The organism is Pseudomonas fluorescens, assembly GCF_001648775.1.
GTDB lineage: Bacteria > Pseudomonadota > Gammaproteobacteria > Pseudomonadales > Pseudomonadaceae > Aquipseudomonas > Aquipseudomonas fluorescens_M.
The window spans coordinates 1-23,676 of record NZ_LVEJ01000037.1 but is presented as its reverse complement, the minus strand read 5'-3'; the positions used below and the strand labels follow the sequence as shown (position 1 = coordinate 23,676).

Genomic DNA, 23,676 nt, shown 5'->3' with positions numbered 1-23,676 from the left:
CTCATTAATCTTCTGGACCACACACAGCCTTGTGGGAGCGAGCTTGCTCGCGAAGAGGCCGGCACAGCCAATATCTTCACTGGCAGACCGGACGCCTTCGCGAGCAGGCTCGCTCCCACACTGGAATGGATTCTGCCTGGCTAATGTGAGCCAACCACCATATGTGTAAACGGCGCCACATACGCCTGCAACGTCACCAGCCCGCCGACCAGGATCGCCAGCACGATCGAGTGGAAGAACACGTAGCGCAGAATCTCGCCCTCATGCCCATACCAGCGAGTCGCGGTGGAGGCGACGACGATCGATTGCGCATCGACCATTTTGCCCATCACCCCGCCGGAACTGTTCGCCGCCGCCATCAGTACCGGACTGATCCCGAGTTGTTCCGAGGTGACCCGTTGCAAGCCGCCAAACAGCACGTTCGACGCGGTATCGGAACCGGTCAACGCGACACCCAGCCAACCGAGCAACGTGCCGAACATCGGGTAGAAAATCCCCGTCGCCGCAAACGCCAGACCCATCGTCGCATCGAGTCCCGAATAGCGCGTGAGAAACCCCAGCGCCAACATCGCCGCAATGGTGATCAGCGAAAACCGCACCACCCACAACGTGCGCAGGTATTGCTTGATCAGTTGCGGAATCGAATAGCCCATCAGCAAACCACCGACGATCGCCGCCAGCAGAATCCCGCTGCCGGTGGCGGTGAACCAGGTGAATTTGTACACCGCTTCCTCGGCTTTCGGCGCGGCCACCACCGGCGGCACTTTTTCAATGTGCAGGTGCAGGGTGGTGAAGGTCACGGCCGGGGCGAAAATCGGATTGGCTTCATTCAGCGGTTTGCCCGTGGGGTCGAGTTTGGCCGAGTGCGTAACCGGATCGATCGCCGGGCGCACATCGAAGATGTTCTTGAAGCCTTGAGTGCCCCAGGCAAATACGAACACCGTGAGGATGATCCACGGCATCCACGCGCGCATTACCGCCGGACGCGCCTGATCACTGAACGCGGCGCTGGCGGTGACTTTTTCTTCCTCGACTTTAGAGTTGTCGACGCGCCCCGACAGCGCTGCCGAGGTGTGAATGGTCGCCGGTTTCCACACCTTCAAAAACAACGTCAGACAAGCCATGGAAATCAGCGCGGCAATCACGTCCACCAGCATCGGCCCGTGGTAGTTCGACACCAGAAACTGCGGCACGGCGAAACTCACCCCGGCCACCAGAATCGCTGGCCAGATCTCCAGCATCTTGCGCCAGCCGGCGAACGCCCAGATCAGCCAGAAGGGCACCAGCACCGAGAAGAACGGCAACTGCCGACCGACCATCATCGACAGTTCCATCTCATCCAGTCCGGTGACTTTCGCCAGGGTAATGATCGGTGTGCCCAACGCGCCGAATGCCACCGGCGCGGTGTTGGCGATCAGCGCCAGACCCGAGGCTGCCAGCGGCGAGAAACCGAGGCCGATCAGAATCGCCCCGGTCACTGCCACTGGCGTGCCGAACCCGGCGGCGCCCTCGAAAAACGCACCGAAGCAGAACGCGATCAGCAGCAACTGCAAACGGCGGTCATCGGTGATCCGCGCGAGGGAATCCTGCAACACTTTGAACGAGCCGTTCTCAGTGGTCAGGCGATGCAGAAAGATGATGTTCAGGACGATCCAGCCGATCGGCAGCAAGCCATTCGCCGCACCGAACAACGCGGCGGAACCGGCCATGCTCGCCGGCATGCCGAAGGCAAAGATCGATATGAGCAGGGCGGAAGCCAGCGCCAGCAACGCCGCCAGATGCGCCTTGACGTGGAAGAACGCCAGCGCCGCGAGCATCACCACCACCGGCACGGCGGCCATGAGCGTGGAGAGCACCGGGTTGCCGAACGGGTCATAGATTTGCTGCCAGACCATGGTCCACCTCTGCTTGTTGTTATTGAGGGCGCAGATCCATTGCGTGGGGCTTGGTTGCAAGGAGTATAGGTGGCATTTCGCCGCTGCTCAGGCGGGGCGGGCGGGGCGACCAACGGTCGATAGTGGCCACTGAATCAACCCGCGTTTGCCCGGTCGTATCTGCGGCTGCGCGCACTGCGTCCTGAAGGCGTGGGCAGCGTTGCCGATTCCGTCGTCAAGACCTTGGTTTTAGGGAAGTGTTGAATGAAGCGCGCTACAACGATGCTGCTGACCGTGACCGCCGCCGTAATGCTCGGTGGCTGTGTCGCGGATTTTGATGATGACCACCGCCATGGCCGTCATTACGACCGCGACCATGGCCGTAATTACGACCATGACCGGCGCTGGGATGACCGCGACGACCGCCGCGATGGCCGTCGCTATTACCGTGATCGCGATGACGATTGACTGAGTTCTGCGTGCCCGATCAGCAGAACAGTCGCACAGACGCGGGGGGAGTGGACGCAATGATGGCAATTCAGTAGCATCGCCGTTTTTTTGCCCCTTCTCCCCAAGGATGATCATGTCTGTGGCTTTGCTGTTGCGTCGCTCACCCGTTGTTATCGGTGCCGTTCTGTCGGGCCTCCTGGCGTCGGGATGTACCCAGATGGGCACCTATCAGGATTCGGCCGCACCTGATGCCGCCAAGCTGCGCTTTGTCGCCAGCACCGATAACGCTTCGGTGGATTACTACGATGCAGAGCATTGCGATGGCCAGACCACCGGCTTGCTCAACAACCTGTTCATCGTCGACAGCACGCGCCGGGTCGGCATGAGTGTGGCGCCCCCGGAAAAGGCCAAGAGCTACCTGGAAATCAAACTGCCGCCCGACAAGGAAATGTACCTGAAGGTCAACACCCAGACCGGTTATGCCGTGTGCGGGTCGGGTTTCAGCTTCAAACCTCAGCGCGATACAGAATACGAGCTGACCTTCGACCTCAAGGGTCGCCAGTGTTCGACGCTGATGCAGCGTGTGCAGCGCATCGATGGCAAGGACGTGCGCACGCCGATCCTGATGAAACGTGAGGGCCTGGCGGCCTGTGCCGGGCGCAACCCGATCTTTCCCAAGCCACCAGTGCTGCTGCCGGATACGCCGGAACGTATGGTCATGATCGACCGCATCGTCAATGGCAGCCTCTTCGTGGTGATGAAGTCCGACGCGAAGAAGCCGGTCTCGACGACGTTTACGCCGCAAAAGCTCGATGCCCTGATCAGCGAACGCAAGGCGAAAATGGGCTTTGAACTGCCAGACGATTACTGGGCGCTGTACCGTCAGAATCTGGCCGAATTCAACAATGAGAGTTCGGCGATTGCCGACGAGGCGATCACCCGTTCCAGCGACGAATATCGCAAGCGTCTGCGCAGTATCGACGACAAGCGCTTGAAGCAATGGTCTGCCGTCGACGGTACTTCCGGCAAGCGTGGCAACGCGGCGCCGACCGACATGGAAACCGACATGATCATGTACTACTTCCAGTCGTCCAAGGAAGTCATGGCCGAATCCGTCATACGCCATCTCGACCGCATGGCCAAAATGGATGCGCAGTACAACGTCTGCTCGCGTTATGCCGAGTGCTGGAAGCGCTGAACGGCGCAACCCTGATGTGAAAAAGCCCACTGCGCCGAAATGGCCAGTGGGCTTTTTTGTGCGTGTTGCAATTAAAAACGAGCGCTCGCCCGGACGCTGGATCGCGAAGGCACAGTGGCCTCGATGTCCAGCAAATGGGTGGCGAGAATGTCGCTCAGAAAACGGAACTGATCGTTGATGCCGACCACCTCATTGCTGAAATGGTTGGTGGCGGCGGGCATCAGCAAATCTTCGAAAGCTTCGTTGAACACCAGTGCCTGCGCTTTGTGCGACACGACGTGCTGGTCGTAATAGTTGCTGCCGAACACCGGGAAACTCACGGAGAGTGTGACGTGGGTGTGAATCATGATGTGAACTCCTCGTTGTGTCTCGGATGGCTTAATCGTGCCTTTGATGGGCGGTGGGCGGAAGGCAATCGTCGCGATGGTGAATATCGATGGCATTGATGGTTGGGGTTTTTGGGGTGTTGCTGATGGCGCCTTCGCGAGCAGGCTCGCTCCCACTTTGAAATGCATACCCCTGTGGGAGCGAGCCTGCTCGCGAAGGCGCCAGTCCAGCCACAACCGGACAAACGGCCCGATACTCACACCTATACTCAAATCTGCCTCCCACACATTTGAAGGAAACCGCTACCGTGAACCCGTGTGCGCTGCTCGTCGCCGCACTGCTTTTGCTGGCCGGCTGCGCCACCTCGGTGCGGGCGCCGGTGTCAGTGCCGCAGGCCGTTGTGGTGTCGCCTGCGACCTGGCAGCAAATCGACCGGGAAATCGTCAGCGCTTCGCAACAAGCCACTGAGCAAGTCAAAGTCTTTGCCCGGGGTTCAATGGAACATTGGCGTACTCGCGTCTATCAGCAAACTGAAGAAAATTTCATCCCGTGGTTCAGCAGCTACTGGACCCAGGAATGGCTGTCGATGAAAGTCAGTTGGTACACGATCAATGCCGGCGGTGAACAGGACGCCTCGGCCAAGCGGTTGGCGGCGTATCTGCTTGAGCAATATCAGGAAAGAGTGCTGGCGCCGGTGGCCGTGGAGATCGACCCGGATGCGATTCTCGGCCAGGCGACGGCGTTCTATGCGCAGTTGATGGCGCAGCAGATGCCGCTCATCGCCCAGCGCCATGGCGTGCCGGTTGCGCAGCTCAATGGCCGTTTGCAGAAGATTCCGGCCATTGCCCTCGGCCCGCCACCGGCACGAGATGCTTCGTTGTATCAGGTCATCAGTACCGAGCCGCTGAACACGCTGCCGGCCTACGCCGCGCTGATCGACAAGGTCCATACCGAGGGCGGCTCAAAGGGGATCGCCTCGACCGATGCCGGCATGGCGCCGGTGGCCAAGCGTGCCAGCCAGCGGATGGAAGCGGAAATGGCCCCGCGCGGTGCCGCCAGTGCGGTCGCTGCCGCGGCCGGGAAACTGGCTGGCGGACTGATTTCGGTCGGTGTGGCCGGCATTCGCGCGATCATCCAGGCCAATGACCGGCCTGACAGCGAAGCGCTGATCCGCAGCAGTCTGGGCAGCACCTTCGACAAAGCCTGGCTGAAACTGGTGCAGAACCCGACGACTGGCGTAATGGCCGGCACGTTGCACATGGCGGGGCAGGTCGAGCGCAATCTGGGTGGGGGCGATGAGCCGCCGGTCGGTTTGGGCGTGAACCCTGTCGAATGGCATCCGCCGCAATCGACCAATCAGCAGATCGAACCCAACGTGCAAGGAGAGTGATCATGGCTTACATCGATATTTTTGTGGCGCCGGTGCCGACTGCCAATCGTGAGCAGTACAAAAAGCACTGTGAAATCGCCGCCAAATTGTTCAAGGAATACGGTGCTCAGGACGTGGTTCAGTGCTGGGGTGATGACGTGCCGGACGGCAAGGTCACATCGTTCCCCATGGCGGTAAAACTCAAGGAAGGCGAGACGGTGTCCTCCGGCTGGCTGATCTGGCCGGATAAAGCCACCCGTGATGCCGGCATGGCAAAAATGATGGAGGATCCGCGCATGCAACCGGACGTCAACCCGATGGGGTTTGATGGTCAGCGCATGATCTTTGGCGGCTTTAAAAATATTCTTGAGTCCTGAAACCCGATTTTGGAATGGGCAAGATTCATGCTTCACCACAAAACCCTGTGGGAGCGAGCCTGCTCGCGAATGCGGTGTGTCAGTCGACAAAAAGGTCACTGATACTCCGCATTCGCGAGCAGGCTCGCTCCCACAGGGTTAGTGTTTACTGGCAGTGTTCAGTCGGCTGAAGGAGTGATGCGGCAGCCTTTGCGGTTGCGGATTTGTTCATCCGTGGGGCGTTCAAGGACAAATTCGAAGCGCGGCTCACCTTCGCTGTAATGCACCAGCCAGCCCCATTCCAGCTCGTTTTCATCCTGCCCGGGATGCGGTGGCCGGGCCCACCACGGCTCTTTGCTGAGGATCGCGCGCATGGCGGCCTCCGATTGATGGCAATCCTTGAACTATAGCTTCCTGTCACGAGTCGTCAGATCAGGCTGTGTAGAATCCGCACGACCACGATGAACAAGGGAGCAGGGCCATGAGCGATGAAGCGAAGAGACTGTTTTTCGCCCTCGATTGCCCGCCGGCGCAACGCAAGGCGATTGCTCAGTGGCGCGGGGAATTGGGGTTGCGAACCGGTAAACCCGTACCGACGGACAATTTTCATCTGACGCTGTTGTTTCTCGGTGCCGTGCCATTGGCGCAGATCAACGAAGTCTGCGAGGCCGCCGGGCAAGTGCGCACGCCGGGTGAGACGTTGAAGATTTCGCTGGATCGCTTGCAGGTCTGGCATCGCGCCGGGGTGTTGTCGCTGGCACCGGAGCAGGCGCCACAAGCGTTGCTGCGGCTGGTCTACGCATTGGAACAGGCGATGTTGCCCTTTGGCTTTGAAGAGAAAACCCGCGAGTTTCGTCCGCATCTGACGTTGGCTCGCGATTACCGCGCGCCGGAACCGGAATCGGCCACGGCGCCGGAGTTCTTCCTGCGCGCCGAACGCTTTGCCCTGTTCGAATCGCACAAGGGGCGCTATCGGGTTCTGCAGGATTGGCCGCTGCTGTGAGGGCACAAAAAAAGGCGCCCGAGGGCGCCTGAGAATTCACCTGAACTGAGGAAGCCAGGTGAGGCCGTTCATAGCAGGGTGCAGCGGTGGTAAGGCGCTGCGTGAACGGGAAATTTTCAGCACTGCATTGCTTTACTGTGGGGGCGAGCCTGCTCGCGAAGGCGTCGGCGCATCCAATATTTTCGTCGCCTGTCCTACCGCTTTCGCGAGCAGGCTCGCTCCCACATTGTTGATCATCAGTGTTTTTATTTACCGAGTTTCACCCGGGTCCAGCCACGGGTCATGATCCGCTGTGTGGCAATCGGTTGATCCGGCACCGCATACAACGTCGCCATCACCGCTTGCGACGGGTACGAGCCCGGGTCGTTGCGGATCGCTTCATCCACCAGTGGCGTCGCCGCCGCGTTGGCGTTGCTGTAGCCGTTGCTGTTGGTGATCTCGGCAATGATGTCCGGACGCATCAGAAAGTCCATGAACAGGTAAGCGTTCTCGACGTTCGCCGCATCGCGCGGGATGGCGACCATGTCGTAGAAGCTGCCGGCGCCTTCCTTGGGAATGCTGTAATCGATCACCACGTTGTTGCCCGATTCCACCGCGCGGGCCTTGGCCTGCAGCACGTCACCGGAGTAACCGACCGCCACGCAGATGTTGCCATTGGCCAGATCCGAGATGTATTTCGAGGAATGGAAGTACGCCACGTTCGGGCGGATCTTCATGAACAGCGCCTCGGCTTCCTTGATGTGCGCGGTGTCCTTGTCGTTCACCGGGTAGCCCAGGTAGTGCAGGGCGGCCGGGATCATTTCGGTCGGCGAGTCGAGGAAACTGATGCCGCAGGCTTTCAGTTTTTCCGCGTTCTCCGGTTTGAACAGCAAGTCCCAGGAATTGGTCGGGGCGTTGGCGCCGAGCACTTCCTTGACCTTGGCCGGGTTGAAACCGATGCCGATCGAGCCCCACATATACGGGAACGCGTGGGCGTTGTCCGGATCACTGGCGGCGGCGTTTTTCAGCAGCACCGGGTTGAGATTCTTCCAGTTCGGCAGCTTCGATTTGTCCAGCGTCTGATAGACGCCAGCCTTGATCTGCTTGGCCAGGAAACTGTTCGACGGCACGACCAGGTCGTAACCGGATTTGCCCGCCAGCAAGCGCGCCTCTAGGGTCTCGTTGCTGTCGAAGACGTCATAGGTCACGCGGATGCCGGTCTCGTCTTCGAACTTCTTGACGGTGTCCGGCGCGATGTAATCGGACCAGTTGTAAACGCGCAGCACCTTGTCGTTGGCCTGGGCGCCCATGACCATTGCGCCCATTAAGGACAGTGTCAGCAGAGTCCTGCCAAACATTTTCATCGGTACAACTCCATTCTTTTTATTCACGTTACGCAAAGCCCCCTAAGCCTCTCCCGAGGGAGAGGGTTAGGGATATAGGTTAAGCAGTGGCTGCGGATTGCTGAGGTTGCCACGACTCATTCGCCGTCTGATCCATCGCTTCCTGAATCGCTTTTTTGCGGTTGGCTTCTGCCTTGCGGCCGAAGTACCAGACCAGGAAGGTCACCAAGGAAACCGCCAGCAGAATCAGGCTCGCCACCGCGTTGATCTCAGGCTTCACGCCCAGCCGCACCGCCGAGAACACTTCCATCGGCAACGTGGTCGAGCCCGGCCCGGAGACGAAGCTGGCCAGCACCAGGTCATCCAGCGACAGGGCGAATGACATCATCCCGCCCGCCGCCAGCGACGGCGCGATCATTGGAATGGTGATCAGGAAAAACACCTTGAACGGCTTCGCCCCCAGATCCATCGCCGCTTCTTCGATCGACAGGTCCAGTTCACGCAGGCGGGCGGAGACTACCACCGCCACATAGGCGGCACAAAACGTGGTGTGGGCGATCCAGATCGTGACGATGCCACGCTCCTGCGGCCAGCCGATCAACTGCGCCATCGCCACAAACAGCAGCAACAGCGACAGACCGGTGATCACCTCAGGCATCACCAACGGCGCGGTGACCAGACCACCAAACAGCGTGCGTCCCTTGAAGCGCGTGACGCGCGTCAGCACGAAAGCGGCGAGGGTGCCCAACGCCACTGCAGCAATCGCGGTGTAGCAGGCGATTTCCAGCGAGCGCACCACCGAGCCCATCAGTTGCGTGTTGTCGAGCAGGCCGACGTACCACTTCACCGACCAACCGCCCCACACCGTCACCAGTTTGGAGGCGTTGAACGAGTAGATCACCAGAATCAGCATCGGCAGATAAATGAACATCAGACCGAAGATCAGCATGAATTTGGAAAAACCGAAGCGTTTCATCCCCGTGCCTCCATCTCTTTGGCCTGGCTGCGGTTGAACAGCAGAATCGGCACAATCAGGATCAACAGCATCACCACCGCCAGCGCAGACGCCACCGGCCAATCGCGGTTATTGAAGAACTCTTGCCACAGCACGCGACCGATCATAAGCGTCTCCGGGCCACCCAAGAGTTCCGGAATCACGAACTCACCGACCACCGGAATGAACACCAGCATGCAGCCGGCAATAATCCCGTTCTTGGCCAGCGGCACGGTGATTTTCCAGAAGTTGTTGAAGTTGCTCGAACCCAGATCCTGCGCGGCTTCCAGCAGGCTGCCATCGTGCTTGACGAGGTTGGCGTACAGCGGCAACACCATGAACGGCAAATACGCGTAAACCACACCGATATACACCGCAGTGTTGGTGTTGAGGATCTCGATCGGGTGATCGGTGAGCCCCGTCCACATCAGAAACGCGTTGAGCAGACCGTTGTTGCTGAGGATGCCCATCCACGCGTAAACGCGGATCAGGATCGCGGTCCAGGTCGGCATCATGATCAACAGCAGCAGGACGTTTTGCGTTTCCTTGCCGGTCTTGGTGATTGCGTAGGCCATCGGGAAACCGATCAGCAGACACATCATCGTGCTCAGCGCCGCGACTTTCAGCGAACCGAGGTAGGCCGACAGGTACAGCTCGTCTTCGCCGAGCATGGTGTAGTTGCCGATGTTCAGCATCAGCTGGAATTTCTGTTCGGCGTAGGTGTAGATCTCCGAGTACGGCGGGATCGACAGCGCGGCTTCCGAGAAGCTGATCTTCATCACCAGAAAGAACGGCAGCATGAAGAACAGGAACAGCCAGATGAACGGGATGCCAATGACCAGTTTTCGCCCGCTGGGCACCAAGCGCAGGAATTGCTGATTGAAGGTTTTCATGAGCGCAGTACCACGCCGCTGTCGTCTTCCCACCACACGTAGACTTTGTCGTCCCAGGTCGGACGTGCGCCACGGCGTTCGGCGTTGGCCATGAACGACTGGACGATTTTGCCGCCGGGCAATTCGACGTAGAACACCGAGTGACCGCCGAGATAGGCGATGTCATGCACCTTGCCTTCGGACCAGTTGTAGCGGAACTCCGGCTTGGTCGTGCTGACGAGCATTTTTTCCGGACGGATCGCGTAGGTGACCGACTTGTCCTGCACCGAGGTGCTGACGCCGTGACCGACGTAAATCTTCTGTTCCAGGTCCGGGCTGTGGATGATCGCGTGACCTTCAAGGTCTTCCACCACGGTGCCGTCGAAGGCGTTCACGTTGCCGATGAATTCGCAGACCATGCGGCTGACCGGCGCTTCATAGATGTCGACCGGGCTGCCGATCTGCGCGATCCAGCCCAGGTGCATGATCGCGATGCGCTCAGCCATGGTCATGGCTTCTTCCTGGTCGTGGGTCACCATCACGCAGGTCACACCGACGCGTTCGATGATCTGCACCAGCTCCAGTTGCATCTGCGAACGCAGCTTTTTATCCAGCGCGCCCATCGGTTCGTCGAGCAGCAACAGCTTCGGACGCTTGGCCAGCGAGCGGGCGAGGGCGACGCGCTGACGCTGACCGCCAGACAACTGGTGCGGGCGGCGTTTGGCGTATTGGGTCATGTGCACCAGACGCAGCATTTCATCGACACGGGCGTCGATTTCGCTGGCGGGCAAACGGTCTTGCTTGAGGCCGAAGGCGATGTTCTGCGCGACGGTCATGTGTGGGAACAGCGCGTAGGACTGGAACATCATGTTGATCGGCCGCTCGTACGGCGGCATGTCGGTGATGTCCACGCCGTCGAGCAGAATCCGCCCTTCGGTCGGACGCTCGAAACCGGCGAGCATGCGCAGCAGGGTCGATTTGCCCGAACCGGAGCCGCCGAGCAGGGCGAAGATTTCACCCTGATGGATCTCCAGGGACACATCGTCCACGGCCACGGTTTCGTCGAACTTCTTGGTGACACGGTCGACTTTCACCAGAACCTTTTTCGGTTGCTGATGACCTTCAAGTGCCTTCCTGTAAGTGCTGGAGGCGTTTGCCATGTGAAACTCCCAACAGGTTTCAGTCGCCTGGCCAATGTGGCCGGGCTTAAGTGGATTGCAAGCCTGCAGGTGCATTCCCGGTTGGATCACATCCCCCTGTGGGAGCGAGCTTGCTCGCGAAGACGTCGTGTCAGCCGACATCGTTGTTACCTGACACACCGCTTTCGCGAGCAAGCTCGCTCCCACAGGGTTTTGCATTGATCCGACGGTCTTGCTCCTGCCATCCGGCTTGGTCGGCGCCGCCGTCCTGGCTGCCTGGGTCGTACTTGTTGTTATTACGGGTGTTGCTGTTCACGAATGACGGATGTGCAAAGGCACACCCGACGTTCGTGGGGGCAGTAAATCGTTACGTATTCTTGGGTTGAGTCAGCGCTGGTTGCGCCGCGCCGCCCGTTGCCGGCAAGCCTCGCCGAATGCCTGGAAAATCTTCAGGTAGTTCGGGTTGTCGAGCACTTGCCATTCCGGGTGCCATTGCACGCCGAGGGCGAAGGTCGGGCTGTGTTCGACCGAGACCGCCTCGATCAGACCGTCCGGCGCCACCGCTTCGGCACGCAGGCCGGGGGCGAGACGATCAATGCCCTGGCTGTGAATCGAGTTGACCTGGAACTCGCCGGGCAACTCCAGCGCCTCGAACACGCCACCGCTCAATACCGTCACGGCGTGGGCCGGTGCGTATTGCACGGCCACGTCCGGGCTGTCGGCTTCGCGGTGATCGAGCATGCCGGGCAGCTCGTGCACCTTCTGATGCAGGCTGCCGCCGAACGCCACGTTCATTTCCTGGAAGCCACGGCAAATGCCGAGCACCGGAACGCCCGCCGCGATGGCTGCACGCAATAAAGGAAGGGTGGTGGCATCCCGCGCCGGATCGTGATCCGTGCCGGGGGCGCTGGCCGGGCCTTGATAGTGGAAAGGTTCCACGTTGGAAGGCGAGCCGGTCAGCAGCAGTCCGTCGAGTTGACCGAGCAGGTCTTCGATTTCGGTCAGCTTGCCAAGGGAAGGAATGACCACTGGCAACCCTTCAGCGCCAACACTGACAGCACGTAAGTACTTGTCGCCGCTGATGTGATAGGGGTGCAGGCCAATCTGTTTGACGCACGCAGTAACGCCGATCAATGGCTTGAATGCCATTTTTATTCACCTCGAAGTTTGACACTTGAACGAGCTTTTCCGGAGCTTAGCCTCGTTGATTTTAATTAACAACTGCCATGTAAAAAATTCTAAACGCCGTTCATCATATCTTCATGATTCGCGGGGCTCTGGTGCCTGTATTGGCACGCAAGTGTTAAAAAAAGCCCGAAAAATAAACCCTGAGCGGTCATCTGTTCGCTATTGACTTCACTTTGCCGTTCGGGTTGACTGGCTCGGCGAAACAGCAGTGAACATAATAATTAACAGCTAAATAGGTGCATCATGTCGGTCCCTCTGCGTACCGTTCAACTCAACGAAGCAAACGCATTCCTTAAGAAATATCCTGAGGTTTTGTACGTCGACCTTCTGATTGCGGATATGAACGGTGTGGTGCGCGGCAAGCGCATCGAACGCACCAGTCTTCATAAGGTTTACGAGAAAGGCATTAACTTGCCGGCCTCGCTTTTCGCGCTCGACATCAATGGCTCCACGGTGGAAAGCACCGGCCTGGGTCTGGACATCGGCGACGCTGACCGCATCTGCTACCCGATCCCCGGCACCCTGAGCATCGAGCCGTGGCAGAAGCGCCCAACCGCACAACTCTTGATGACCATGCACGAGATCGAAGGCCAGCCGTTCTTCGCTGACCCGCGTGAAGTGCTGGCCAACGTCGTGCGCAAATTCGATGACCTCGGTCTGACTATCTGCGCGGCATTCGAACTCGAGTTCTATCTGATCGACCAGGACAACGTGAATGGTCGTCCGCAGTCGCCACGTTCGCCGGTGTCCGGCAAGCGTCCGGTGTCGACTCAGGTGTACCTGATCGACGATCTCGACGAATACGTCGACTGCCTGCAAGACATCCTCGAAGGCGCGAAAGAGCAGGGCATCCCGGCTGACGCGATCGTCAAGGAAAGCGCCCCGGCGCAGTTCGAAGTCAACCTGCATCACGTCTCCGACCCGATCAAGGCGTGCGACTACGCGGTCCTGCTCAAGCGTCTGGTGAAGAACATCGCCTACGACCACGAAATGGACACCACCTTCATGGCCAAGCCGTATCCGGGCCAGGCGGGCAACGGTTTGCACGTACACATTTCGATCCTGGACAAAGAAGGCAACAACATCTTCGCCAGCGAGGATCCCGAGCAGAACGCCGCACTGCGTCACGCGATCGGCGGTGTGCTGGAGACCCTGCCTGCGCAAATGGCGTTTCTGTGCCCGAACGTCAACTCGTACCGCCGCTTCGGCGCGCAGTTCTACGTACCGAACTCGCCGAGCTGGGGCATCGACAACCGCACCGTGGCCGTGCGCGTACCGACCGGTTCGCCGGACGCCGTGCGCATCGAGCACCGTGTCGCCGGTGCCGACGCCAACCCGTACTTGCTGATGGCTTCGGTGCTGGCCGGTATTCACCACGGCCTGACCAATCAGATCGAACCGGGTGCTCCGGTGGAAGGCAACAGCTACGAGCAGAACGAGCAAAGCCTGCCGAACAACCTGCGCGATGCACTGCGCGAGCTGGACGACAGCGAAGTCATGGCCCGCTATATCGACCCGATGTACATCGACGTGTTTGTCGCGTGCAAGGAAAGCGAGCTGGCCGAGTTCGAAAATTCGATCTCTGACCTTGAGTACAACTGGTATCTGCATACGGTGTGATTGGCTGAGGCCCTCAAAAGCTGAAGAGCCCCTCACCCTAACCCTCTCCCGGAGGGAGAGGGGACTGACCGGGTTGTCTTGAGATATTCGGCGACCTGAACGATCCAGTCGATTATGGATTCGGCAAAGATTTTTCAGGTCGGCGGCGATTTTGAGCATCCCCCAATCGGTCCCCTCTACCTCCGGGAGAGGGCTAGGGTGAGGGCAGCCATCCCAAATCAGACACAGCAACCCGACACCCCCAATCCCCCCTTGTCGAGCCACAACAATGACAACGACCCGCAACGACTGGGAACAACGCTTCCAGTCCCTGACCATCGAAGCCCGCGCGTTCATCAACGGTGAATACCGCCCGGCCATCAGTGGCGACACCTTCGAATGCCTGAGCCCCGTTGACGGCCGTTTCCTCGCCTCCGTGGCCAGCACCGATGAAGCCGACGCCAACCTCGCCGTCGAAGTCGCACGCCAGTCTTTTGAATCCGGCATCTGGGCGAAAAAAGCCCCGGCCGAGCGCAAGCGCATCCTGATCCGCTTCGCCGATCTGATCCTGCAGCACCAGGAAGAACTGGCGCTGCTGGAAACCCTCGACATGGGTAAACCGATCAGCGATTCGATGAGCATCGACATCCCGGCGACCGCCAACGCGATCCGCTGGAGCGCCGAAGCTATCGATAAGATCTACGACGAAGTCGCCGCCACCCCGCACGATCAACTCGGCCTCGTCACCCGCGAGCCATCCGGCGTGGTCGCGGCCATCGTGCCGTGGAACTTCCCGTTGATCATGGCCAGCTGGAAGTTCGCTCCAGCGCTGGCGGCGGGCAATTCGTTCATTCTCAAGCCTTCGGAAAAGTCGCCGCTGACCGCAATCCGCATCGCGCAGTTGGCGCTGGATGCCGGCATTCCGAAAGGCGTGTTCAACGTCCTGCCAGGCTTCGGCCACACCGTCGGCAAGGCGCTGGCGTTGCACATGGACGTCGACGTGCTGGCCTTCACCGGCTCCACGGCGATTGCCAAGCAGCTGATGATCTATGCCGGCCAAAGCAACATGAAACGCGTCTGGCTCGAAGCAGGGGGCAAGAGCCCGAACGTGGTGTTTGCCGACGCACCGGACTTGCGCGCGGCAGCACAAGCAGCGGCCGGCGCCATTGCCTTCAACCAGGGCGAAGTGTGCACCGCCGGTTCTCGCTTGCTGGTCGAACGCTCGATCCGCGAGCAGTTCATTCCGCTGCTGGTGGAAGCGCTGCAAGCGTGGAAACCGGGTCATTCACTGGATCCGGCGACCACCGTCGGTGCCGTGGTCGATCAGCGTCAACTCGATAACGTGCTGCGCTACATCAGCATCGGTCGCGAGCAGGGCGCCGAACTGATCGCTGGCGGCCAACGCACCCTCGAAGAAACCGGTGGCCTCTATGTGCAACCGGCGCTGTTCGACGGCGTGACCAACGCGATGACCATCGCTCAGGAAGAAATTTTTGGCCCGGTGCTGTCGCTGATCACCTTCGACACCGCTGAAGAAGCGCTACAGATCGCCAACGACAGCATCTTCGGCCTCGCCGCCGGCGTGTGGACCAGCAACCTCAGCAAGGCGCACACCTTCGCCCGTGGCCTGCGCGCCGGCAGCGTCTGGGTCAACCAGTACGACGGCGGCGACATGACCGCACCGTTCGGTGGTTTCAAACAATCGGGCAACGGTCGCGACAAATCGCTGCACGCCTTCGACAAGTACACCGAGCTGAAAGCGACCTGGATCAAGCTCTGACTCTATTACAGCGGTGGTCGCCTTTTATTGGCGGCCCTCGGAGAAACGTATGAAACAGCAACACGTAAACAGCTACTACGCCGCCACTCGCAATGAAGTCATCGACTTTCCGGTTCTGGAAGAATCGGTAGAGTGCGACGTCTGCATTATCGGCGCCGGTTACACCGGCCTGTCTTCGGCGCTGTTCCTGACCGAAGCCGGCTACAAAGTGACGGTGCTGGAAGCGGCGAAAGTCGGCTACGGTGCCAGCGGTCGCAACGGCGGTCAACTGGTCAACTCCTACAGCCGCGACGTCGACGTGATCGAAGAGCGCTACGGCGACAAGACTGCAGAAATTCTCGGCAGCATGATCTTCGAAGGCGCCGACATCATCCGTTCGCGCATCAAGGAATACGACATCAAGTGCGACTACCGCCCGGGCGGCATTTTCGCAGCGATGAACAAAAAACAACTTAACGGTCTGGCCGAGCAGAAGCGCGGCTGGGAGCGTTACGGCAACAACAACCTGAAGATGCTCGACGCGGCTGAGATTCGTCGTGAAGTCGGCTCCGACGCTTACGTCGGTGGCCTGCTCGACATGCAGGGCGGCCACGTTCACCCGCTGAACCTGGCGCTCGGTGAAGCCGCAGCCATCGTGCGTTTGGGCGGCAAGATCTACGAGCAATCCGCTGCCGTGGAAATCAAATACGGCGAGCCGAACATTGTGCGTACCGCCAAAGGCCAGGTCCGCGCCAAGTATCTGCTGATCGCCGGCAACGCCTACCTGCCACAAGGTCTGGATAACCGCGTGACCGCGAAAAGCATGCCGTGCGGCTCGCAGATCGTCGTCACCGAACCGTTGACCGAGAAACAGGCGCGCAGCCTGATCACCAACAACTACTGCGTCGAAGACTGCAACTACCTGCTGGATTACTACCGCCTGACCGCCGATAACCGACTGCTCTACGGCGGCGGTGTGGTCTACGGCGCGCGTGAACCGGACGACATCGAACAGCTGATCCGCCCGAAGATCCTCAAGACCTTCCCGCAGCTCAAAGACGTCAAGATCGACTACCGCTGGACCGGCAACTTCCTGCTGACCATGTCCCGCATGCCGCAATTCGGCCGCATCGAGAAAAACGCCTACTACATGCAAGGCTACAGCGGCCACGGCGTCACCTGCTCGCACCTCGCCGGCAAACTGATCTCGGAAATGATCCGCGGCGACGCTGAGCGTTTCGATGCGTTCGCCTCGTTGCCGCACATGCCGATGATCGGCGGTCGCACCTTCTCCGCGCCACTGACCGCCCTCGGCGCCGTCTACTACTCGCTGCGCGACCGCTTCGGCCTCTAAGTTACCTCCCCGGCGGCGGCCCAAGACCCCGCCGGTTTTTTTCATCACACACCACCAATCCCAATGACACACCAAAGATCAAATTGTAGGAGTGAGCCTGCTCGCGATGAGGCCAGCCCAGCCACCATCCCTCCCACAGAAACACCACAACCCTGTGGGAGTCTGGCTTGCCAGCGATGACAGTCTGACATCTGCCACCAAGCCAACTGACACAAAAGAGATCCAATTGTGGGAGCGAGCTTGCTCGCGAAGAGGCCATATCAGCCAACTTCCATGTCGTCTGACACACCGCTTTCGCGAGCAAGCTCGCTCCCACAATGACTGTATTACCAAGGCCAGAAGGACTTTTGCCGCACCGTCCATCGAACCTGCTGAGCAACACCAGCAAACGTGATTTAATAGCCGCCTTTCACGGTTCCGGGACACGGGAGCAACGTGATCCGCGCCTCGCGCGGCACCCGCCACCCACCCCCATTACCCTTAAGTACTACTCACATAAGGCTGTCATGGATACGGGTTCTCGACTCAAACTAGTACGCGAAAGCTACAAACTCTCCCAGCGCGAGCTGGCCCGACGTAGCGGCGTGACCAATGCCACCATCTCCCTGATCGAACAGAATCGCGTCAGTCCTTCCGTCAGTTCACTGAAAAAGCTGCTCGAAGGCATACCGATGTCCCTGGCCGACTTCTTCACCTTCGACCAACCGCCGCGCGAACACCAATACGTCTTCCGCGCCAACGAACAACCCGACCTCGGCCGCCACGGCCTGCGCCTGCTACTGATCGGCGCCTCCGTACCCAGCCGCCAGATGCGCTTGCTGCGTGAGCAATACGCCCCGGGCGCGAGTTCCGGGGAAGAGCCGATTGTGCATGCTGAGGGCGAGGAGTGTGGGTTGGTGACGCGGGGCACGGTTGAGTTGACCGTGGATGGGGCGGTGAGTGTGTTGAATGCGGGGGATGGGTATTATTTTCCGACGACATTGCCGCATAAGTTTCGGAATATCGGGGCGGATGAGGCTGAGATTATTAGTGCGAATACGCCGGCGAATTTTTGAGTGCGGAAAATCTATCTAATGGCAGGGTAAGCGGGCTTTGTCTGTTTTTATTCATGCGTGGAGGGCGGGGCAGCGACAGAAAATATTTAAACGGGGAGTTTCTGTCGCCTGTGTTTTGATAGTCAGAATTTTAAGTTTGATAGTGTGGTTCGTGGCGTATTTCAATTAAAGGTGAGTACCTACCTTCTTTGGCTGTGTGTGAGGAAGTATTTCACCTATTCTTTTTTCAATTTTATCATTTTGGGGTCTGAAGTAAGGGTGGTGAGTGCGCCAGCCCATAAAAAAATCATTCGCTACTCTGTCTTTTGGGTTTAATGTTTCTATCGACTCGATGCCCTCTATTAGTTGAGCTAGAAAGCTTGCTTGTTTTTTATAGTCGCCTGCTTCTTTGTTGACTCCGTAATAAAAGCTGTCTTTTAGTGTTTCCTCAATGGTTGAGCTCTTTATGAAAATTGAATTCAACTTGTCAAGGCAGTTTGCTGCGTCGTCCTGAACAAGAAATAATGTAATTTCTACCTTTCTCAACGCTTCGACGGAGGCTTTCGTGTCGTCATTTTTTGGCAGGAAAACTAGATCCTTGAGTGCATCGTCGAGTTGTTTTAGTCGGCATTTTATTAGCGATTTGAACTCCTCGCTCATAGGCGTTACCCCGAGGTGGATAGAGTTGCTTGGATAGCAAATTCGATAAAGACTTGGTTTGTTTATTATCGGGGCTGAGGGGTTGGACAAGATGTTCGAATATCTGATTTTTAATGAGCTTTCTATGAAGTCTATATTTTTACAAAAGTGTTCAAAGTGAGAGATGTACAGCTTGGTTTTGTTGTCTTTGTCTGTACTTTGGATCTGAATTTTTGTGTTTTGAATTTGTGCTGCAGTTTGTTTTGCTCCATGAAGTTTTCCAATCAGCACACCCAATGGAATCGAAAGGGAGAGGATGCCAATTGGAAGTTTGCTGATTTCTAGGAATTTCGAATAGCCCTCCGGTGTAAAGCTAAATGCATAGGGGAGCCAGACTGGGATCCCAAGTAAAATCGCTATCAAGGCAGGAATGCCGATAGCCAGCCAAAATAATATTTGATTCTCTAATCCTGTGTTGGGATCTAGTGTAAAAAATTTAAGTGCTAACGATATTGTCTTGCGAGGCATTTCAAATTCTTTTAGGTTGAGATTCACGTGTGGATGGTTTGTCTTCTATTTGTGGGTAATCAAATTTGTTTCTATGTGGGCTCTGGTGTCAGTTTTAGTTGATCCTCCTCGTATGTGAAGAAGCCGACTCCTTCTTCGAAAATTGGATTTGATTTCGAATGTGGCGGGATGCATTCGGCATACGCGCGAAGTACGAAGTGGTTTTGATCGCTAGGGTATTTTTTTAATGGTCCAATTGCGTGGGCGATGCAATCGTTTATTTCGTCAGGTGAAATATTCTCAGTAGTATTTGGACCCAAAAAGCTGCCATGATGAACATAATTTTCTTTTGATATGCTGAAGGTGGCGTTTCCTGCGGTTATTCTTAATATTAATCTTATTTTGTATGAGGATGCTGAGTTTTTTGGGCTGGTGTTTTTAATTACTATTTTGACTTTGTTACCGTCCGGGATTACAGAGATATTAATAATTGGAAAGTGCTCGTAGTGTTCCAAGCGGCTTTGTAGTTCGAATGTGGCTTTAGACGCGCGTTGTACCTCTTGTCGGGCGCGCCACGAAATCCAGATTGCAGTTAACGCTATTGCAGTGGTTGCAAAAAACTTCCAGTCCATTTTCTTTCCTTGTTGTTTCTTGAAAATTTAGATGGTTAGTATTTGGGGTGCCAGAGTGCCATCATTCTATTCTAGTTGGAAGCTCCGAGTGTTGGAAGGGCGGGATGGTCGGTGGCGGGGTGGGACATGTAGGCGTAGTGGTGGAGCGGTGTTTTGATCGTCATAGGTTGCACTCTTCAATTGGTCAGGAAGTGCCAGCTTTGGAGGTCGATAAGCGTTTCCATGGCGTTTCCTTGAGTAGCTTTCCTTAGTGTGGGCGATTTCGCGACTTTGCGCGTTCGCCATTCCCGGGGTTGGAACTTTCACCAAAAACGATGTCAATTTGATGGCGTGTCGCGACGCTCATTGTGAACGGATCAACCAGTGCCAGGCTGTTTCCCGGCAAGCCCGAGGGAGTGAGAGATGAAACTGATTCTTGCGATGCTTTTGATGCTGAGCAGCTACGCATACGCTGATTGCTCCAGCATCAGCGATAGTGATCAGCGCGCTTTTTGCCTCGCCAGGCAAGGCGCCAGTAACTGTGGAGGGATCAATAATTCCGAGCTGCGAAGTATCTGCGATGCTGAAATTGGCGGCGACAGTTGTGGCTCAATCACAAACAGTGACCAACGCAGTTACTGTATGGCCCGGCAACAAGGCGCTGGTTGCGGGGGGATCAGTGATTCTAACTTGCGTAGCGCCTGCTTGGCGGAGACCAGCGGTTCCGGTTGTTCTATATCTGACAGTGATCAGCGTGCTTTTTGTCTTGCCAAACAGAGTTCAGGTTCCTGTGGTGTCATTCAGGACAACGACTTACGCGCCCAGTGCCAAGCGATCGCCCATTAATCGCGCCGTTTTCTAATGATGAAGCGGTACTCCAGCGGTTCGTCATCACTGAACATGAAACCGGTATTGAGTGGAGTTTATTCACCCTGCAATCGACCACTCGTCCGACGCACCGCACCTTCGTCGTACACCTTCTTCCAATGCTGTAACTCACCACGCAAAGGAAGAGCCACCATGCTGAACCATAAAATCGCGGTGTTAACCCTCGCGGCGCTCCTGTCCGGCAGTTCGCTGTACGCGATCGCGGCCGGCGAGACGTCCACCCCAACGGCAAACGACGGCACCAGCCAGACTCGTGAGCCGGCATCCCCAGCCACCAATGCCGATCCCGATGCCGATTCGCTGCCTAAAGGTGGGGATGGCGGCAAGACGGATAACGGACCGGTGCCTTCTGCTACCAAACCCAGTGGCGCCGGACAATCAACCGGTAGCAGCAGTGGCGGGAGCGGCGGCGGTTGATGAGTGTCGCGTATTAAAAAGCCCGGTCTTTTTGAACCGGGCTTTTCTTTGCGTGTGGCTAGCATGAATATCAGCCGTTACTTCGTTTTCCAATGCCCGCCACCATTCTCACAATCAATCCGCGCCTGAGCCAAATGCTCCACGTCGTAGTAATACGTGGTCACTTGCGCGTTGTCGGGGATGTTCATCGCTTTGGCGTTTTTGTCCTTGCTGGTGGAGTGCGGGTTGGCCAGGGATTCCTGGGTGATCGTGGCGATGCACGAGGCCTGATAATGGTCAGCACAATGTTCAACCTTGGTTTTCGTGCTGCTCAGCATGTCTTTGCTTTCGTTGCTGCACGACCAGTCGATTGAGTTGACCGGCATGCCTTCGTATTCATAGCAACTGTGGGTTTCCACCGCTGGCACCGAGGCGCTGGAGGATTGGGTCTGGACGTCGCAGCCTTCGGCCATGACGCAGGTGGGGATGATGGCGAAGGTGGCGAGCAGAAGCAGGAAGCGAATGTTCATCGGGGTTTCCTCTTCAAGGGCGCCGTGTCTTATCGATGATTTGGCGCTGATACAGTTTCGAGATTGTGCGGAGGAGGGAGGTTCCATCGGGTTTTTGATTTGCTCCAGTCGCGTACACTGCGAAACAATCGGAAACATTCAGCGCCCAAGGATTGGAATATTGCCCATGATCGAAATAGGCAGCCGCAACAATGCGCTCCCCTCACAGCATCCGTTCCACGACATCTACCTGTTTCACATTGACCCTGCAAAGCCAGACACGCCTTTCTGTTTCGAGCAGTCGATGGCCGGCGGGCACATGGAACATGGCGGTGCCCGCTGGTTGGCGCTGGATGAACTGGACGCCTGGCCCGGCGAGTGGCGTGAGCATCTGAAAAAGGCCGATTGTGCGTGGGTTGCCGAGTTGATCGATGCCCATCCGCAAGCCGATCAGGCCGCATTGGTGTCGCTGATTCTTCAGCGTCATTGCGGGCCAGCGAAGCCGGTCAGTCGCCTGAAGGCGATCGGCAACTGGCTCAAGCGCAATATCCACGTCGGCGGCCGCTACGGCGTTTAACCCACGGAGACTCCCATGACCCAGACCCTCGAACGCGCTATCGCCATCGCCGCCACGGCCCACGCCGGGCAGGTCGACAAGGGCGGTGCGCCGTACATTCTGCATCCGCTGAAAGTCATGTTGCGCATGAGCACGCTGGAACAACGTATCGTTGCTGTGCTGCACGATGTGGTCGAGGATTGCGGCGTCAGCCTTGATGACCTGCGCACGGAAGGTTTCAGCGAAGAAGTGCTGACGGCGATTGAATCGGTCACCAAAGTACCCGGCGAGTCCTACGAGGATTTCGTCGACCGCGCCGCACAGAACCCGATCGGTCGGGTGGTGAAGTTGGCGGATCTGGAAGAGAACAGTGACTTGTCGCGGATTGCCTCGCCGAGTTGGGAGGATCTGGAACGGATCGAGAAGTATCGCCGGGCGATTGGCCGGCTGCGTATGTAATAGAAACGACCTCCTTGTGGGAGCGAGCCTGCTCGCGAAGGCGTCAGGTCAGTTACATATCTGCGACTGGTACGACGCTATCGCGAGCAGGCTCGCTCCCACAGTGACAAGTGATTATTCGACGATGTTGGGTCAGTTTTTTAGCCAGGAAGGCGACTATGAAATCCATTCTGTGTTTGTTGATTGCCGCCGGTTTCGGCGCACTCTTGCAGTTCCAAGGCGTGCCCCATGGCTTGCTGTTGGGGTCGATTGTGGTCACCGCTTTGTTCGCCAGCAAAACCGGCATCGCCCCGGCAACCCCCTATGGGCTGGGCTACATCCAGGTCACGCTGGGCATCGCCACCGGGCTGATGTTCGAAGCGTGGGACAGCGAGACGGCCTCGACAATGTTGCCGAGCCTCGGCGTGTTGCTGATTTGCCTGACGGTGCAAATCGCGTTCGCCGGATGGTGGCTGACGCGCGGCGCAGGCTGGAATCGCACCGATGCACTGTTGGCGGTTTATCCCGGCGCACTGGCGGCGGTGTTCGATTTACTCGAGTCGGAAAAGGCGTCGAGCAAGGTCATCATCGTGCACCTGATGCGTTTACTGCTCATCACGGTGTTGGTGAGTTTCTTGATTCCCGGTCAAGCCGCTGCGGTGGCGGTTGCCGATGGTGATCCACTGACCACAGGCATGGCGTTGACCGCGCTTTCGGTGATCGCGTTGAGCGTGCTGCTCGGTCGCTTGCTGCTGGTGATCGGCGTCCCGGCGCCGTTCATGCTCACGGCGATCATCATTACGGCGGTGTTTGTGAAGTCGGGATGGCTGCATGGCTTTCACATGCCGGACTGGAGTTTGAATCTGGCGGCGCTGATTCTCGGTGTACGAATCGGCTCAAGGTTTCAGGGCCTTGGCGTCGCGGAACTGGGGCGTCATGGCCGCACGGCGTTAGTCTCGGTTGGTTTGATGATCGTGGTCGCCGCAGTATTTGCCGAAGTCGCGGCGCGGTGGTTGGGCAGTGATCCGCTGTCGCTGTGGCTGGCGTATATGCCGGGGGCGATCGAGACGATTGCGATTGTCGCGTTTGGTGGTGGGTTGAATGTGGTGTTTATCCTTACTCATCATTTGAGTCGGATGGTGTTGCTGCATTTTGCGCCGGCGTTGTTGGTGCAGGTGCGGCGGGCGCGGGAGGAAGCCTGACTCGAGTTGATGCGAATGTGTTGCGGTGTGTCAGTTAGACCCATCCCCCTCACCCCAGCCCACCCGAAACCTCGGACCGCCCCCAAGGGGGC

Annotated in this window: 25 protein-coding genes; 14 read left to right on the top strand and 11 right to left on the bottom strand. The window is 57.8% G+C overall.

The features are described from left to right. Positions 1-140: 140 nt before the first annotated feature. Complete coding sequence (locus tag A8O26_RS28110) at positions 141-1,895, bottom strand: L-lactate permease (RefSeq protein ID WP_064120859.1); 1,755 nt, start codon at positions 1,893-1,895, stop codon at positions 141-143. A 243-nt stretch (positions 1,896-2,138) separates the two neighbouring features. Between A8O26_RS28110 and A8O26_RS28105 the strand changes: the two genes are divergently transcribed. Beyond that, positions 2,139-2,342: a hypothetical protein gene (locus tag A8O26_RS28105; protein ID WP_064120858.1), complete on the top strand. Its 204-nt coding sequence runs from the start codon at positions 2,139-2,141 to the stop codon at positions 2,340-2,342. Between the two features lie 115 nt (positions 2,343-2,457). Next, positions 2,458-3,522: a hypothetical protein gene (locus A8O26_RS28100; protein WP_064120857.1), complete on the top strand. Its 1,065-nt coding sequence runs from the start codon at positions 2,458-2,460 to the stop codon at positions 3,520-3,522. A 71-nt stretch (positions 3,523-3,593) separates the two neighbouring features. Here the strand turns inward: A8O26_RS28100 and A8O26_RS28095 are convergent, their stop codons facing one another. After that, the gene (locus A8O26_RS28095; protein ID WP_064120856.1) at positions 3,594-3,869 is read right to left on the bottom strand and encodes a hypothetical protein; all 276 of its coding nucleotides are present in this window, start codon (positions 3,867-3,869) and stop codon (positions 3,594-3,596) included. 287 nt (positions 3,870-4,156) lie between these two features. Here A8O26_RS28095 and A8O26_RS28090 point away from each other — a divergent pair, with 287 nt between their 5' ends. Together A8O26_RS28090 and A8O26_RS28085 are read left to right on the top strand one after the other, a co-directional pair. Further along, positions 4,157-5,239, top strand: coding sequence for a hypothetical protein (locus A8O26_RS28090; protein WP_064120855.1), 1,083 nt, complete (start codon positions 4,157-4,159; stop codon positions 5,237-5,239). A 2-nt stretch (positions 5,240-5,241) separates the two neighbouring features. Next, positions 5,242-5,595 (top strand): DUF1428 domain-containing protein, encoded by a 354-nt coding sequence (locus A8O26_RS28085; protein WP_064120854.1) that lies wholly within the window; start codon positions 5,242-5,244, stop codon positions 5,593-5,595. Positions 5,596-5,753: 158 nt separating this feature from the next. Here A8O26_RS28085 and A8O26_RS28080 read toward each other — a convergent pair whose 3' ends face one another. Continuing rightward, complete coding sequence (locus tag A8O26_RS28080; RefSeq protein ID WP_064120853.1) at positions 5,754-5,948, bottom strand: hypothetical protein; 195 nt, start codon at positions 5,946-5,948, stop codon at positions 5,754-5,756. A gap of 107 nt (positions 5,949-6,055) precedes the next feature. Between A8O26_RS28080 and thpR the strand changes: the two genes are divergently transcribed. After that, positions 6,056-6,577 carry an RNA 2',3'-cyclic phosphodiesterase gene (thpR, locus tag A8O26_RS28075; protein WP_064120852.1) on the top strand — a complete coding sequence of 174 codons (522 nt, stop codon included), beginning with the start codon at positions 6,056-6,058 and terminating at the stop codon, positions 6,575-6,577. Between the two features lie 245 nt (positions 6,578-6,822). On the opposite strand, the gene A8O26_RS28070 is transcribed toward thpR, so the two are convergent. From A8O26_RS28070 to A8O26_RS28050, 5 genes are all read right to left on the bottom strand, one after another. Beyond that, a complete protein-coding gene (locus A8O26_RS28070; RefSeq protein ID WP_034155530.1) occupies positions 6,823-7,920 on the bottom strand; it encodes a polyamine ABC transporter substrate-binding protein in 1,098 nt (365 codons plus the stop codon). 79 nt (positions 7,921-7,999) lie between these two features. Continuing rightward, complete coding sequence (locus A8O26_RS28065; protein ID WP_064120851.1) at positions 8,000-8,875, bottom strand: ABC transporter permease subunit; 876 nt, start codon at positions 8,873-8,875, stop codon at positions 8,000-8,002. After that, positions 8,872-9,786, bottom strand: coding sequence for an ABC transporter permease subunit (locus A8O26_RS28060; RefSeq protein ID WP_064120850.1), 915 nt, complete (start codon positions 9,784-9,786; stop codon positions 8,872-8,874). Before A8O26_RS28060 ends, A8O26_RS28065 begins: the two co-directional genes overlap by 4 nt. Next, positions 9,783-10,925 carry an ABC transporter ATP-binding protein gene (locus tag A8O26_RS28055; protein WP_064120849.1) on the bottom strand — a complete coding sequence of 381 codons (1,143 nt, stop codon included), beginning with the start codon at positions 10,923-10,925 and terminating at the stop codon, positions 9,783-9,785. The genes A8O26_RS28060 and A8O26_RS28055 overlap by 4 nt, the downstream gene beginning before the upstream one ends. A 366-nt stretch (positions 10,926-11,291) precedes the next feature. Further along, on the bottom strand, positions 11,292-12,053 hold the full coding sequence (locus tag A8O26_RS28050; protein WP_064120848.1) for a gamma-glutamyl-gamma-aminobutyrate hydrolase family protein: 762 nt from the start codon (positions 12,051-12,053) through the stop codon (positions 11,292-11,294). A gap of 282 nt (positions 12,054-12,335) precedes the next feature. Between A8O26_RS28050 and A8O26_RS28045 the strand changes: the two genes are divergently transcribed. The 4 genes from A8O26_RS28045 to A8O26_RS28030 all read left to right on the top strand — a co-directional run bounded on the left by A8O26_RS28045 (position 12,336) and on the right by A8O26_RS28030 (position 17,859). Next, positions 12,336-13,712 carry a glutamine synthetase family protein gene (locus A8O26_RS28045; RefSeq protein WP_064120847.1) on the top strand — a complete coding sequence of 459 codons (1,377 nt, stop codon included), beginning with the start codon at positions 12,336-12,338 and terminating at the stop codon, positions 13,710-13,712. Between the two features lie 268 nt (positions 13,713-13,980). Then, positions 13,981-15,471, top strand: a complete 1,491-nt coding sequence (locus A8O26_RS28040) for an aldehyde dehydrogenase (protein WP_064120846.1) — start codon at positions 13,981-13,983, stop codon at positions 15,469-15,471. A gap of 49 nt (positions 15,472-15,520) precedes the next feature. Further along, the gene (locus A8O26_RS28035) at positions 15,521-16,804 is read left to right on the top strand and encodes an NAD(P)/FAD-dependent oxidoreductase (RefSeq protein ID WP_064120845.1); all 1,284 of its coding nucleotides are present in this window, start codon (positions 15,521-15,523) and stop codon (positions 16,802-16,804) included. Between the two features lie 506 nt (positions 16,805-17,310). Further along, on the top strand, positions 17,311-17,859 hold the full coding sequence (locus A8O26_RS28030) for a cupin domain-containing protein (RefSeq protein WP_064120844.1): 549 nt from the start codon (positions 17,311-17,313) through the stop codon (positions 17,857-17,859). A gap of 165 nt (positions 17,860-18,024) precedes the next feature. Here the strand turns inward: A8O26_RS28030 and A8O26_RS28025 are convergent, their stop codons facing one another. Both A8O26_RS28025 and A8O26_RS29890 read right to left on the bottom strand, forming a co-directional pair. Next, the gene (locus tag A8O26_RS28025) at positions 18,025-19,005 is read right to left on the bottom strand and encodes a hypothetical protein (protein WP_064120843.1); all 981 of its coding nucleotides are present in this window, start codon (positions 19,003-19,005) and stop codon (positions 18,025-18,027) included. A 71-nt stretch (positions 19,006-19,076) separates the two neighbouring features. Continuing rightward, positions 19,077-19,616, bottom strand: a complete 540-nt coding sequence (locus tag A8O26_RS29890; protein ID WP_155740696.1) for a hypothetical protein — start codon at positions 19,614-19,616, stop codon at positions 19,077-19,079. 402 nt (positions 19,617-20,018) lie between these two features. On the opposite strand from A8O26_RS29890, the gene A8O26_RS29615 reads away from it, so the two are divergent. Then, positions 20,019-20,441: a hypothetical protein gene (locus A8O26_RS29615; protein WP_081265271.1), complete on the top strand. Its 423-nt coding sequence runs from the start codon at positions 20,019-20,021 to the stop codon at positions 20,439-20,441. 174 nt (positions 20,442-20,615) lie between these two features. Beyond that, a complete protein-coding gene (locus tag A8O26_RS28020; RefSeq protein WP_064120842.1) occupies positions 20,616-20,900 on the top strand; it encodes a hypothetical protein in 285 nt (94 codons plus the stop codon). A 77-nt stretch (positions 20,901-20,977) separates the two neighbouring features. On the opposite strand, the gene A8O26_RS28015 is transcribed toward A8O26_RS28020, so the two are convergent. After that, positions 20,978-21,409, bottom strand: a complete 432-nt coding sequence (locus tag A8O26_RS28015; protein WP_064120841.1) for a hypothetical protein — start codon at positions 21,407-21,409, stop codon at positions 20,978-20,980. 166 nt (positions 21,410-21,575) lie between these two features. On the opposite strand from A8O26_RS28015, the gene A8O26_RS28010 reads away from it, so the two are divergent. The 3 genes from A8O26_RS28010 (at position 21,576) to A8O26_RS28000 (ending at position 23,584) form a co-directional block, all read left to right on the top strand. Further along, a complete protein-coding gene (locus tag A8O26_RS28010) occupies positions 21,576-21,965 on the top strand; it encodes a hypothetical protein (RefSeq protein WP_064120840.1) in 390 nt (129 codons plus the stop codon). Between the two features lie 15 nt (positions 21,966-21,980). Then, complete coding sequence (locus tag A8O26_RS28005) at positions 21,981-22,403, top strand: HD domain-containing protein (protein ID WP_064120839.1); 423 nt, start codon at positions 21,981-21,983, stop codon at positions 22,401-22,403. 158 nt (positions 22,404-22,561) lie between these two features. After that, entirely contained in the window at positions 22,562-23,584 is a 1,023-nt protein-coding gene (locus A8O26_RS28000; protein WP_064120838.1) for an AbrB family transcriptional regulator, read from the top strand. Positions 23,585-23,676: the final 92 nt, after the last annotated feature.